Here is a 12,657-nt window from a genome sequence, read left to right as displayed (position 1 = left end):
CTAGCGCACTTCATCCGCGTCGTTATCGAGCAAATCGACCGGTGCGATCACGCGCTCATCTTTAAGCCGTTCGTCCGACGATCGTTGACGGGCTAAATAGGCGTCGAGGATCTCCTGGTGGTTTGGTGCCAGTGTCTCTTTGAGAGCCTCTGCCTTTCCGGTAAGGTCAATGCCCAGCTGTTCAGAATACGTGAAAACGTCGCGCCGCGCGTGGCGATCACCCTTGGCAAACTGGTTTGCCAGTTGCTCAAAGCCCACCTCAAGCTTCGTCAGGGTCACGTGCCGGCTGTTACGCGTCAGCGAAACCTTCTGCTTTAATGCACCTTCGAAAAGCCTCCTCACATCTGCGAACATGGAATCTTTTCGCGGACGCCCTTGAGGATTAGGCGAGGGACCTCCTTTTTTCCAACGTGTTGCTTTCGGCGGGCGGCCAGGGCCAACGGTGGAATCATCCGAAGGAAGGTCGGGGTGAAGGAGTTCAGGCTTGCGATCGTCATCCATTGCTATTGTCCTCGGATGTCGAGAAGCTGACAGGGTGTGCGCGTTTCATTTCAACGTCTTCGAAGGTGCCTGCGTCGCCCTCAAGCGTCGCAGCTTTACCGGTGTATTGCTGCCAACGGCGTATGATGACATCACAGAAGCGCGGATCATATTCGATGGCACACGCCGCGCGTCCGGTCTTTTCGGCTGCGATCAGCGTCGTTCCGCTGCCGGCGAAGGGATCGAGCACTACGGCTCCCCGTTTGGTCACGTCGCGAATGGCATCTGCAATCATCGCCGTTGGCTTAACCGTTGGATGCATCGCCAGATCTTCTGTCCGACCTGCTCGAAACGTATTGACGCCGGCGTATTCCCAAACATTCGTCCGATAGCGGCCATGCTGCCCGAGCTCAAAGGTATTGACGTGAGAACCCTCGCCACTTTTGAAGACAAAACAGAGTTCATGTTTTGATCGATAGAAACTTCCCATGCCGGCATTGTCTTTGGCCCAAACGATAAGATTCTTCAGCTCCAGGTTATTCTCGCGTCCAGCGACGGTCAGCTCGAACAGATGACGCCAGTCCATAAAGACGAATAGAATCGCAGCGGCCTTGGAATGAGCTTTAGCGTGAGCAAGAAACGTCGCTAGGAAACCTGTGAATTCGCTCTCCGACATCTCGCCGGATGCCATCGCAAATTCAGCATGCTGTATCTTGCCTAAGCCGGAGACGTGGCCCTTGATAGGAACGTTATAGGGCGGATCTGTGAGAACAAGATCGGCCGGCTTTCCTGCCAATACGCGATCGTAGTCCGCCTCGTTCTGAGCGTCGCCGCAGATCAAACGATGTGCTCCGAGGATCCACAAATCGCCTGGACGCGAGACGGCAGCTCCGAAATGTTCGGGAAGTGAGTCTTCGGGCCCGGGCTCGAGAGGGCTCTTCTCAGCGGCGTCACTGAGAATACCGTCGATCTCGCCGAGCGAAAATCCTGTCAGTTCTAAATCATCAAAGCCAAGGTCGAGGAGGCTCTGCAATTCGATGGCAAGAACATCAGGGTCCCAGCCTGCATTTTGCGCGAGCCGATTGTCCGCAATCACATAGGCCCGGAGATCAGCGTCGGACAAATTTTTCACGACGATGATCGGAATGGATTTGAGACCTAGCTGCAGCGCAGCCTGCAAGCGCCCATTCCCGGCGATTGCCACCCCGTCACAAACGATCAACGGATTGATGAAGCCGAAGCGCTCGATCGATCCCGCGATCTGTTTGATCTGCTTTTTTGAGTGCGTGCGTGCGTTTCCGGCATACGGCCTCAAACTTTGTGGCGCGACGTGTTGGATCTGTGGGTTATTCATATCGATGCCTGCGATTACCGTCTGTCTCGTCAGGCATATCTATAGATATCTAATAAACATAGCAATGCGGCGTGGCATACCAATGCCCGCAATGCTTAACGCGACTGCGGTTAGCCTTTGATGTGGATGTCTATTGCGTCCGGGCTCACGCCGAATTTCGCGGCCAGCCCCGCCTTGGCCTCGGCTATCGTTAAGGGCTTGACGCTAGAAATGGCGTCCGGCGTCGGTATAGTCTGCGTGGGCGGCGGCGCAGGCTTGAATTTGAGCTTCCTTAGCTCAATCCCGAGTTCCTCGAGGGTTGTATACCTGACCGGATTACGCCACTCCCATCGGCCGCTACCAATGGGAATGGCGAATTCGCTGATCTCGAAAAACCAGCGCTGTTGACCTCGTCGGTCAAATCCGTGCTTGCGGACTGCACTGATCTTGCCGACCAAAAAGGCCCCGCCGTGGCTTTCCGCGCCGGGCCTCTCCTTTCGGACACAGACCAGAAATTCCTGCTGCTGCACGCGTTGCTCCGCACCTACCCAGGGGCCGGAACCGCCATGTGCGAGCAGCGTCTCAAGTGATTTGCTGGTGAAAACGGCAATTGCAGAATGAGGCAAGGAAAGCTCTCCTGTCTATCAAACATCTATAGACAAACTAGAGCGAATGAAAAGGGCAGCGTGTTCAAAATAGGCTGTGTTTTTGTCTTTTTCGATCGTGATTCTAAGGGGCCGCCTCCCTGTTTTTTCCCTGATATCCTCCTTCAGAAAAATCACAGAAACCGCTACGAGGCAGGCGTAAGTCACGATCGTCGCTCTACGTCTCCCTGTTTTTTGCAGGAAATCACCGTGTTTAGCCCAAATAACAGGAGACCCGTTCGCATCCGACTGCGTCCGCCACCACCCAGTTCGCAGGGATCGAACGCGGTGGCACATCCCTCAATTTGTCGCGCAAATTGCGGGGTTTTGGCGATGCGTCTGGTCTCTGCGCGCGTCTCTGGACCCAATAATATCGCCAAAGGGCGCTCTGTCTCTGCATCGAAAATTCCCGTTCCTGGCCGAGCGGCAGAGACCGGTTCGCTAACTGGGTGGGCAGCCAATTCGGCGAATTCGGCGCTTGCAACTAATCGGGTCAACGGGACATAGCCGGCGTTCATACTAATTGATGAAAGATCGGGACGGGGATGGTCTGCCCGTCTGCCGAAACCCTGTCGGCGGGGGAGCCTCCTTCGCGCCATCGAAGTGGCAAGACGAAACGGAGGTACGCTCGTCAGGTCGGATCGAGACCTAATGCTTCGAACTGACGATTCCATTCGAGCGGGAGCTCGCGCAGTTGTTCGAGACCGATACCGCGGGGTAACCGGCCTTCAACGGCAGCCTTGGTGAGTGCGGGAGAGAGGAAGGCCAACGACAGCGTCATGTTGACGTGTCGTAGGCTGCATCGCTCGCGTTTTGCGATTGCTTCGGCATCTGTCGCTGAATCTTCGATGAGTTCGCCCAGCCAACGTTGGCCGCGGGCAATGGCTGCGACGAGCGTGGCGCGTCGCTCCAGCTTCATCGGGCGGAGCGGAAGTTTCGCGGAGGTGGGGCGCAGGATGGACCGCGCTCGTTTGGATGGTGGCTTGGTCCAGGGGATGACGATGATGGAGTGATCTTCGTCGGCGTGATTGTCCGGATCCTGCTTCAGCTGCACGACGAGGCAGTTTTGCTGGACCTCGATGCGTTCGATCAGCAAGGAGGCGGAGGTGTTGTCGATCGGGTTCGTGCTTTTGGTTCGCGGCTCCAGGACAACCTTGCGAACCTGATCGTCGACATCATGGGCAGGTACCCGAGCGACTGAACCAACTGTGGCTGTGGCTGCATTCCCGAACAGAAGCGGCCGGGAGACATAGTAGCTGTAGCGCCGGCCCTTCTTCTGGGCCTGGGTTGGCGCCATGCGATGGCCGGCGTCGTCAAACATCAGACCGGTCAGGAGATGGCTGAAGGAAGTCCGGGTTCTGGTCTGATGACTGCGCTGCACGGAGAGCATGGTCTGGACGCGGTCGAACAGGTCCCGATCAAGGATAGGTTGTTGTTCGCCCGGATAGATCTGCCCCTTGTAGTTGACTTCGCCGACGTAAAAGCGGTTGCGGAGCAGATGGAATAAGGCGCCACAGCCGAACGGAACACCGCCTCGAATTGCTCCGGTCTTGAGAACGCGCCGCCTGCTGACGATGTTGCAGTCATTGAGGTCTCGCATCAAGGCACGGGCACTGCCGAGTTCGAGATAGCGGGTGAAGATGTGGCGGACCCGTTCGGATTCTTCAGAGACGACGGTCACCTTACCGTTCTCCATGACGTAGCCGAGGGGGAGGGGGCCACCGACCCAGATACCCTTCTTCTTGGAGGCTGCAACCTTGTCCCGGATGCGTTCGGACGTGACCTCCCGTTCGAATTGAGCAAAGGACAAGAGAACGTTGAGGGTCAGGCGTCCCATGGACGTTGTGGTATTAAACTGCTGGGTGACCGAGACGAACGAGACGCCATGAGCATCGAACAGCTCGACCAGCTTGGCGAAGTCGGCGAGCGAGCGGGTCAGACGATCGACCTTGTAGACCACAATGACATCGATCTTGCGGGCCCGGATATCCTCGAGCAGACTCTGCAGCGCCGGCCGGTCGGTTGATCCTCCCGAGAAGCCGCCATCGTCATAGCGGGTCTTGACCTGCACCCAACCGGCATGGGCCTGGCTTTTGATATAGGCACTGGAAGCCTCATACTGGGCATCCAGCGAGTTGAACCCCTGGTCCAGGCCATTGTCGGTCGAGACCCGGGTATAGATACCGCACCGGACGAGCTCTCGGGCCACCGCTTTTCCCGCCCTCACGGCTCATCCTCGCCAGCGACCGTGCTATCCCGCAGGCCAAAGAAGCGGGGGCCGCTCCAGCGGGTACCTGTGATGGCGAAGGCGATCGCCGAGAGGCTGTCGTACCGTGTCCCGTCCCACAGGAAGCCATCGTCAACGACGATCGCCCGATAGGTGATGCCGTTCCATTCTCGGGACAGGATAGTGCCAGCTTTCAGCTCGACCTGTCCCCGGTCGAAGGCCACGAGCTTGGCCATGATGGAGTCGGACGTCTCTTTCTCGCCGATCCGATCAAGGAACTGGCGTATCGCCGGATCGAGGTCGCCCGACTGATCCGCCTGTCGCCGATAGCTGATGATGGCTGTCTGGAGATGCTTCGGAAGATGCGCCAGCGTGGACCAGCTAGAGCGACGACCACGCGACTGCGGTCGCTGACCAACGAGATCGCGACGACCCGCGAGCTCGCCCTTCAAGGCTTCAGCCATCGTCAGGCCTGCTTCGCTGCAATGATACGGTAGATGCGCTGATCGGCTTCAAAGCTTGAGACCAACTCGAGCCCGAGCTTCTTGCGGACCACGCCAGCCAAAAAACCACGCACGGAATGCTGCTGCCAGCCTGAAGCTTCCGAGAGCGCGGCTATGGTCGCACCAGCCGGGCGCCTCAGAAGATCGAGCAGTTTTGTTTGCTTGTTCGCGCGTTCCCGGGTTGCATGCCGTGCGGACTGACGTGCCGTTTTTGCCGTCTTTACCACGCGAGCAGTTTTTGCACGGCGAGCGCGCTTCAATGGCTTCCGATTGCGAGATGACTTTTGCATAGACCCTCCGAATGATGCGACATCAGCGTCGCACCATCCGAGGCCCCGTCAGCGATGTTACGCTGCGGGGCCAATCCGAGGGCCATCTCTCCCGTCACAGCAATGCTCGCTTCGCCCGAGAATGCCAGTCCTTTCTGCAAGAATCTCAATAATACGCGAATAATGCGAGTCTTTTGTCGTGGTAGCGACGGGGGCGAAGCATGGCGCGAGCCTACAGCCGGGATTTGCGTGACCGCGTAATCGACGCCGCGTTGTCTGGCGCGTCTGCACGCCGGCTGCAGCCCGTTTCGGGATTGGCGAGGGCCACAGCGATCGTGTGGGTTCGCAGGGCTCACGAGGCCGGCGACCGTTCGGCGCGCCTGCAAGGCCAGCCACATCGCTCGAAACTCGATCCGCACCGTGGTTATCTTCTCGGGCTGATCGCGGAAACGCCGGACCTGACGATCAGCGAGCTGCTGGAGCGGCTTCTGGCCGAATGCAGCGTACGTGCCAGCCGGGCGACGCTATGGACCTTCCTCGACCTCTGCGGACTGACATTAAAAAAAGTCCGCCCACGCGAGCGAGTAGGACCGCCCGGACAGCCTGAAGCGGCGCGAAGACTGGTTCGACGGCCAGCTCGATCTCGATCCGCAGCGCCTCGTTTTCATCGACGAAACATGGACTTCGACCAACATGGCGCGTCGCTACGGTCGCGCCCCGAAAAGCGAGTGGTTTCGCGCCGGCGTTCCTCACGGCCACTGGAAAACGACGACCTTCATCGGCGCGCTGCGGCAGACCGGAATGGTCGCGCGGATGGTCCTCGATGGGCCGATCACCGGCGTCTGGTTCCAGGCCTACATCGAGCAGGTCCTGGTTCCCGAACTGCGGTCCGGTGACATTGTCATCACGGCTAATCTTGGCAGACACAAGTGCACCGGCGTCCGCGCGGCGATCGAAGCGACAGGAGCCTGGCTCACGTACCTTCCGCCCTACAGCCCCGACTTCAATCCGATCGAGAACGCCTTCTCCAAACTCAAGGCGCTTCTGCGAAAGGCAGCGGAGTTGAACTGTCGACGGCCTGTGGAACCGCATCAGCGCATTGCTGCGACCTTCACGCCGCAGGAATGCGCTAACTTTTTCGCCGCTGCTGGTTATGAGCCGGATTAAGCCGAATCCGGTCTAGCTGCATGATTACAGCGCCTTCCACTGGATGTTGCGATAAAAGACCCGGCCGGTATGTGTCTGGAGGCCGATGAAGCGAGGGTCTTGGGCCGTGGATGGAAGCCCGCGACGAGGTGACTGCGGATCGCCGGTGAAGTGGAAGAGATTGACCATCTGTCCGTTCAGTACGACGCTGATGTCAGCGCCGTCGACGGTGATTTCGTATTCGTTCCATTCCCCAACCGGATGAACCACAACGGGACCGTCGGTCGGGCCCTTGAAGGAGTAGACGGCGCCCGTGCTGTGGATGGGCGCGTTATCGGGACGGGCCAACTCGTCGATCTGTATTTCAAAACCGAAGTTGACGCCGACATAGGCGGTATTGTCATAGCCTTCGAGCCTCGGGTCGGGGAAGCCGATAAACACTCCCGAATTGTCGTCCGGGGCCGTCATCATCCATTGCAGCCGCAATATATAGCGGGCGGGCGTCGGCCGCGTCAGCCAAAGAAGGCCGAGATCTGTTCCGGCCCGCCCCTCCAGCACACCTCGCCGGACCCGAAATGAGCCGGGGTCGTCCCGACCGGGTTGGTTGCTGATGGTGGACATTGTCCAGTCGCCCAGCGACAAGCCATCGAATAGCGTTTCGAACCCCGCATCTGCAGCGAACGGGGGCGGGGTCATGATGAGGTCGCCTGTACGTCGTGATAGCGCGATACCGGTGAGCATCGGGTTCGGCGAGCCGATGCTTGGGAAAAGCGCGGGGCCTGCCGCGTACAGGTTTTCGGTGTGGTGGAAGCGTCCGTGCCCATCGGTGACGCTCGTGATCGGATCATTTCCCATCCACAGGCCTCCGGCTTCGTGATGAGTTGTTCCGAGACCGTCGCGATTGCTCTGGACCACCTGCATGGGCTGCCCGTTCGCGAAGATGGCGGCGATTTTCTGCATAGCCGCATCCATCGCGTCCCACAGATCCTGATCACGCTGGGTCGGGGTGAGCACGACTGATGCGCGGCGCACTCCGTATTCGTCGGTTCGAGAACTCAGGTCGACCCGGCTTGGGTGAGCACCAAGGTTGGCCAGATCGGCAGGCTCCATCTCTCCAAGGCCCCGTATCGCTATGGCGATATGTGTATCGTTTGAGGTGCGGAGCTGGTCGTAGAAATCGATGTCGGGGACTTTGCGAAAGAGTTCGTCCTCTCCGCCAACGGTATTACCGCCGCCACTCGCTGAGATCTGAAGGTGAAATCGACCGATCAGATCACCGTTCGACCGCATCGCACGCCCCTTCACAAACAGCGCCGCCGTTTGCAGCTCGTTGACTGTGGGGGAGAGGCCAGAGATCGCTGAGCGAGGCACGCGGATGACCAAGTTCGAGCGAAGGTGCGCGGTGAGGTTCTTGCCCAAAAGTGGCAAGGTCGGAAGCCCAGTGCCGTCGAACGAGGCCAGTGCCAGCCTCGCGTTCTCAATGGTTCCAAGCGCAATGACAACAGTGCCGCCCGGCGCAAGATCAATAGGTCCTTGGCTTGTATCAATGCCGGTGACCCGCCACGTGCCGTTGGCAGTCGGCAGTGTGCGGAGGGACAACACATGTGTGTCGGGCAGGATCATGAATTCCTTGGTGGCGTCGTTACCGTTCGAGGTCCCAGCCGCCGTCCTGGCTGCCTTCATCAGGAGCGGCACCACGCTGAATTTGTTGAGAGGAAAGAAGCCTGCGTGGGGTGGCCGCGCCTGCACCGCAAGCGGCGCCTCAAGCTTCAGCATATTCAGGAGATCAGTTTGAGACAGCCCGCCCGTAGAGGTTAGACCGAGCAGCTTTGCCGGATCGGAGCCTGGCTTCAGGAGAGGCGACGCGGGGAGCGCGCCGAGGGGAAACACGTCAGGGACGCTGGTGAGATTGTCGAAGAGCTGACGACGCAAACCATTCTGCAGCTCTCCGGAAATGAAATCGTTGGCCTCGTCGACCCCGATCTGTCTTGAGCTCTCGTCGAAATAACGGCTGTTCAGCGCAACAACAGTGACTGTAGGCCAAGTCGCCATTTCCTCATCGAGAAGGCGAGGCGACCACCCACCCCAATATAGCGATCGGCCGCCTACCGTGTAGGCGAGCCCTTTGAAGGGAATGGTGGATTTCCAAGGAAGGCCCCAGACCTCATTGCGCGGTGGCTCCGGCTGCGGCGCGTTCTCATTCAAAAAGAAAGGACTCGCCGGGTCAGCGAAACCCTGAATGCCGGTGTTCTGGACGTGCTCAGGAATGCTGAACAGCCCGGCTTCTACGACCAGTGTGCGCAGTCCACCCCCCGCCTGTTTCTGACGAAACCAAAGATGTTCTGCAATCGCGGAGCCGAAGGTCCCACCGCCTACGATGATGAAGTCGAAAGGGCGTCCACCAGCGGTCTTCCACGCATCTACTTCTGCGAGGTTGTTGCAGAGATAGCGGCCTTGGACGTCTTTGGTGAAAGAGGTCTTCTCCGTTGCTGTAGGCATGCTCGCTCCTCCTGATGCGTACTTTAAGTCGATGCGGCATTTTTTGCTCTCGCTCGTATAGTGGCACAATGCGCACTACCGCTTCTCTGCGGATTGGATACTTCTCATAAATTGATAGTGGCATCGGCTTAAACACTTCCGTCAGCTAAACCGCGGCACTTTCACCCGGACCGATCGCGCGGCTGATCCGCTGGTGGGGTGCAACGTCGTCATTACATCACCGCCATCATCATCGTTGCCTCACACCACGAGCCGAGCGTCAACCCTGGGAGATAGCCGCGCTATGATCGCGCGACTCGTTGCCTGTGCGCTCAGCCCGACGTCGAGCGTCAGGATCGCCGTCCCAAGCGGGCCGACGGTCGCGGCGAGGTCGGTGTAGCGTGGACCGAAGCCCGCTGGCGAGAAATAGGCGAGCTAAACGATGGCCGCGTGTCCGTACCGAAGCCATGTTAGTTCGCCCTTCTTGCAGTCTTGTCGATCGCGGATCGAAGGCCTTGCGCTAGCTTGATCGCATCGTCGTTCGCCCAGAAATGCAGGAAGTAGAGTCGCGGTTGTTCGTCCAGCATGTGGCTATGGATCGCAGTTACCTCGATGCCACCCGAGCGCAGTGCCTTGACCACCGGATTCACTTCGGCGCTTGTCAGAACGAAATCGCCGGTGATTGCTGCGTTGCCACCACCAGTTGGCTGGAAGTTGATCCCAGTCGCGACGCCCATTGGTCCCGCAGGCGAGATGCTCATCCCGTTCATAGTAATGTTGTCACGCCGCGCAACACCGACTTGATAGACGCCGGCGTTTACATGTCCCTTCGCACCGATGATCTGGTCGATCTGAGCCGTGTCGAGATCGAGGGAGGACGTTGCGGCCGCGGTGGTCGGTGCTGCAAGTGGGGTTTTGCTCTGGGCGAGAGCGTCGTGAAGTGTGGAGGCCATTTTCACCGGGTCTCCGTGTCCTCCGACATGCATATAGAAGGTCGCGGGGGTTGCTCGGAGCAGGTGATTGTGAATCGCTGTGACTTCCAGGCCGCCCTCGATTAGTTTCGACATGACGGGATTGATTTCTGTTTCGAGGAGAACGAGATCGCCCATGACCATGGTGCTGCCGTGATCGGGTTTGAACGCAAGCCAGCCACCTAGTGCAAGTGCGGGTGCGATCGAAACCCCATCGAGGGCTACCTTGAGGTCGCTTCTCGGAAAACCGTAACGATGAACGTCGCCGGATATGGCTGGCTTGCGGCCGAGTGTTGAATCCACCTTTTGCCAGTCGATGTCCTGGGCATTGGCAAATGTGGGAGATGCAATGATAAGACCAAGAAAAGCAGAAAAAAGTGTGCGCATGCTCATCTCCGTTTGAAGGGGTAGAATCCCGTTTTTACGACCCTGGTCGGTATTGCGCCTCTTTAATTTGGTCGCATCACCTCAACACCCCAGCGAGATGCAAACCGATACCGACGGCACAGCAGGCACCAAGCGTCGGTATCATGCCGATTTTGAATCGGAAGATCGCAACCGCGGCCGCGGCCGATAGTCCGAGCGCCCAAGGATCGGCGCTCGTCAGTTTCGGAGCATCGAAATCCACTAACACTCCGTGAAACGCAATGGTCTCCCGGAACATGGTGTGGATCGCGAACCAAACCGCAAGATTGAGCACCACGCCGACGACCGCGGCTGTGATGCCGGACAGCGCTGCCACCAGGTTCTTATTCCCCCGAATGACTTCAATGAAGGGCGCACCGAGGAAGATCCAGAGGAAGCACGGGGTGAACGTGACCCACGTGGCAAGCAATCCACCGAGTGTCCCTGCCAGCATGGGCGACAGCGTTCCGGGATCGCGATAGGCCGCCATGAATCCTACGAATTGCAGGACCATGATAAGTGGACCGGGAGTGGTTTCCGCCATGCCGAGGCCGTCCAACATTTCGCCAGGCTTCAACCAGCCATAGTGATCGACGGCCTGCTGGGCGACATACACGAGCACGGCATAGGCGCCACCGAACGTCACCATTGCCATCTTGCTAAAGAACACGGAGATCTGGCTGAAAACGTTCTCGGATTTGGTTCGCTCCGTCGGTCTCGGTGACCTCCGCGAGTTCCTTTAAGGGGATGAACCCCGACGACGTCGGAATCAGGAGATCCCGGAGGCCGCTGGTCGACCTGTTCTGATCGGACAAACGCATGACGACATCGAAGCGTCGATTGCCGTCGACGATCTGCGAGACCTTGCGACCATTCGAGAGGGTGTCCAGTGCCTGCGTGATTGCCGCAGGCGTCAGGCCGTGGAGGGCGGCGCGTTCGTGATCAACCTGGATCCGTACCTGCGGAATGAGGACCTGTTTCTCCACCTGGAGATCGACCAGCCCGGAGATTGGTGACAACCGCTGGCGAGTGGTTTCCGCCAACTGGCGCAACGTATCGAGGTCTTGCCCATAGATCTTGAGGACGATCTGGGCGCGAACGCCAGACTGCAAATGATCAAGTCGATGGCTGATCGGTTGGCAGCGGCACTAGATTTAGCGATTTAGGCGCCGTTGACAGGTATGTGCTCGAAAGATCGACTCCGCGACCAGTCAAAATTCGGCCATCGATACGGTTCAACCTTTCTAAAGATATGGCGGACCGTTAAATAAACCGTTGTTAGCTAAGTTTCCATGAGGATATTTCGATGCTCAAAATAAGTCTTCTTGCCGGTGCGAGCCTGTTGCTTGGGTTTTCCGCTTCCGCCGCACCGCTGCATCCGACGCGCGCGGCGACAGAAACGGCGCCGCTGGTGCGCGCTCATATGGTGTGTGACGACTATGGCCATTGCTATCGGACGCATCCGCGGCGCTACGTCGAACGCCGATACTACGACGACGATGATGATGGCTACGAACCTCGCTACTATCGTCCCCGCTATTACGCCCCGCGCGTGGGCGTCTATGACGGCTATGGGTATTATCGTCCGTCATTCGGCCTCAGCGTCGGCACGTGGTAATCACATAACCATCCCTGTCGGCGGATTTGTAAAAAGGTCGCGGTTGCCGCGACCTTTTTTCTTTTTGGCCTTAGCGCACCGCAGCGACGATGCAGGCAAACAAGATCACCAGCGCGGCAATCCACCCTGCCCGAATGATCTTCCGGTCAGGCCCGGTAGGCGGTTGAAGTCACGCTCGTTCGTCAGTTCGTAGTTCTCTTGCGCGCGCCAACCCATCACGGTCATCCCGAATAGCAATTGAACCGTCCGTGGCCCACGCCGCGCCGGTAGCCTTCCGAAAGCGATTCCAAAACTCATTTGCCACGATCAAGGCGCGGATCGTCGCTCTAAGATCGCAGATCAGGTGCTGTTGGCTGGATGGTCGCTCGATTGTGCTGAGCAAGTGCTGGTGTTCTTTGAACGGACAGCTCCGCTGGACATGCAAGGGCGCCGGCGCCGCCGATATGGGCGAGATCAGGCTTCACCTCGGCACGCAGGCCGAGTCCGCGCCGACTGAAACGAGTCGGCGCGGACGGGACGCAACCATCATGTCCGGGCGGATTGAGAGCCGCAACAGCGACATTGCGCGCACTTTCGGCGTCAG

9 protein-coding genes and 3 pseudogenes are annotated in these 12,657 nt (G+C 58.6%); 2 read left to right on the top strand and 10 right to left on the bottom strand.

Annotated elements, in window-relative coordinates; genetic code table 11:
* From ACM561_RS12935 to ACM561_RS12910, 6 genes are all read right to left on the bottom strand, one after another.
* The gene (locus ACM561_RS12935; protein WP_425905518.1) at window positions 1-501 is read right to left on the bottom strand and encodes a DUF5681 domain-containing protein; all 501 of its coding nucleotides are present in this window, start codon (window positions 499-501) and stop codon (window positions 1-3) included.
* Complete coding sequence (locus ACM561_RS12930) at window positions 494-1,834, bottom strand: site-specific DNA-methyltransferase (protein WP_425905516.1); 1,341 nt, start codon at window positions 1,832-1,834, stop codon at window positions 494-496. The genes ACM561_RS12935 and ACM561_RS12930 overlap by 8 nt, the downstream gene beginning before the upstream one ends.
* 110 nt (window positions 1,835-1,944) lie before the next feature.
* A complete protein-coding gene (locus tag ACM561_RS12925) occupies window positions 1,945-2,439 on the bottom strand; it encodes a hypothetical protein (protein ID WP_425905515.1) in 495 nt (164 codons plus the stop codon).
* A 649-nt stretch (window positions 2,440-3,088) separates the two neighbouring features.
* Complete coding sequence (locus tag ACM561_RS12920; RefSeq protein ID WP_425905513.1) at window positions 3,089-4,666, bottom strand: recombinase family protein; 1,578 nt, start codon at window positions 4,664-4,666, stop codon at window positions 3,089-3,091.
* A gap of 14 nt (window positions 4,667-4,680) precedes the next feature.
* Complete coding sequence (locus ACM561_RS12915; protein ID WP_425905511.1) at window positions 4,681-5,148, bottom strand: DUF2924 domain-containing protein; 468 nt, start codon at window positions 5,146-5,148, stop codon at window positions 4,681-4,683.
* A 2-nt stretch (window positions 5,149-5,150) separates the two neighbouring features.
* Window positions 5,151-5,477, bottom strand: coding sequence for a DUF3489 domain-containing protein (locus ACM561_RS12910; protein WP_425905509.1), 327 nt, complete (start codon window positions 5,475-5,477; stop codon window positions 5,151-5,153).
* A 200-nt stretch (window positions 5,478-5,677) separates the two neighbouring features.
* On the opposite strand from ACM561_RS12910, the pseudogene ACM561_RS12905 reads away from it, so the two are divergent.
* Window positions 5,678-6,623 (top strand): annotated as a pseudogene (locus tag ACM561_RS12905) (IS630 family transposase).
* Between the two features lie 24 nt (window positions 6,624-6,647).
* On the opposite strand, the gene ACM561_RS12900 reads toward ACM561_RS12905, so the two are convergent.
* From ACM561_RS12900 to ACM561_RS12885, 4 genes and pseudogenes are all read right to left on the bottom strand, one after another.
* On the bottom strand, window positions 6,648-9,101 hold the full coding sequence (locus ACM561_RS12900) for a family 16 glycoside hydrolase (protein ID WP_425905507.1): 2,454 nt from the start codon (window positions 9,099-9,101) through the stop codon (window positions 6,648-6,650).
* A 449-nt stretch (window positions 9,102-9,550) separates the two neighbouring features.
* Window positions 9,551-10,438: a DUF1259 domain-containing protein gene (locus tag ACM561_RS12895; protein WP_425905505.1), complete on the bottom strand. Its 888-nt coding sequence runs from the start codon at window positions 10,436-10,438 to the stop codon at window positions 9,551-9,553.
* A 76-nt stretch (window positions 10,439-10,514) separates the two neighbouring features.
* A pseudogene (locus ACM561_RS12890) lies at window positions 10,515-11,147 on the bottom strand (chromate transporter); the annotation flags it as partial.
* 4 nt (window positions 11,148-11,151) lie between these two features.
* Window positions 11,152-11,595, bottom strand: a pseudogene (locus ACM561_RS12885) (efflux RND transporter permease subunit); the annotation flags it as partial.
* A gap of 167 nt (window positions 11,596-11,762) precedes the next feature.
* Between ACM561_RS12885 and ACM561_RS12880 the strand changes: the two are divergent.
* Entirely contained in the window at window positions 11,763-12,074 is a 312-nt protein-coding gene (locus ACM561_RS12880; RefSeq protein ID WP_425905504.1) for a hypothetical protein, read from the top strand.
* Window positions 12,075-12,657 lie beyond the last annotated feature (583 nt).

Source organism: Nitrobacter sp. TKz-YC02 (assembly GCF_049852135.1).
Taxonomy (GTDB): domain Bacteria; phylum Pseudomonadota; class Alphaproteobacteria; order Rhizobiales; family Xanthobacteraceae; genus Nitrobacter; species Nitrobacter vulgaris.
This window is presented reverse-complemented; position numbering and strand designations above follow the sequence as displayed.

Coding starts and splice junctions, on each gene's coding strand:
- ACM561_RS12880 (WP_425905504.1), top strand. CDS start 11,763: ATGCTCAAAATAAGTCTTCTTGCCGGTGCGAGCCTGTTGCTTGGGTTT.
- ACM561_RS12895 (WP_425905505.1), bottom strand. CDS start 10,438: ATGCGCACACTTTTTTCTGCTTTTCTTGGTCTTATCATTGCATCTCCC.
- ACM561_RS12935 (WP_425905518.1), bottom strand. CDS start 501: ATGGATGACGATCGCAAGCCTGAACTCCTTCACCCCGACCTTCCTTCG.
- ACM561_RS12900 (WP_425905507.1), bottom strand. CDS start 9,101: ATGCCTACAGCAACGGAGAAGACCTCTTTCACCAAAGACGTCCAAGGC.
- ACM561_RS12910 (WP_425905509.1), bottom strand. CDS start 5,477: ATGCAAAAGTCATCTCGCAATCGGAAGCCATTGAAGCGCGCTCGCCGT.
- ACM561_RS12930 (WP_425905516.1), bottom strand. CDS start 1,834: ATGAATAACCCACAGATCCAACACGTCGCGCCACAAAGTTTGAGGCCG.
- ACM561_RS12915 (WP_425905511.1), bottom strand. CDS start 5,148: ATGGCTGAAGCCTTGAAGGGCGAGCTCGCGGGTCGTCGCGATCTCGTT.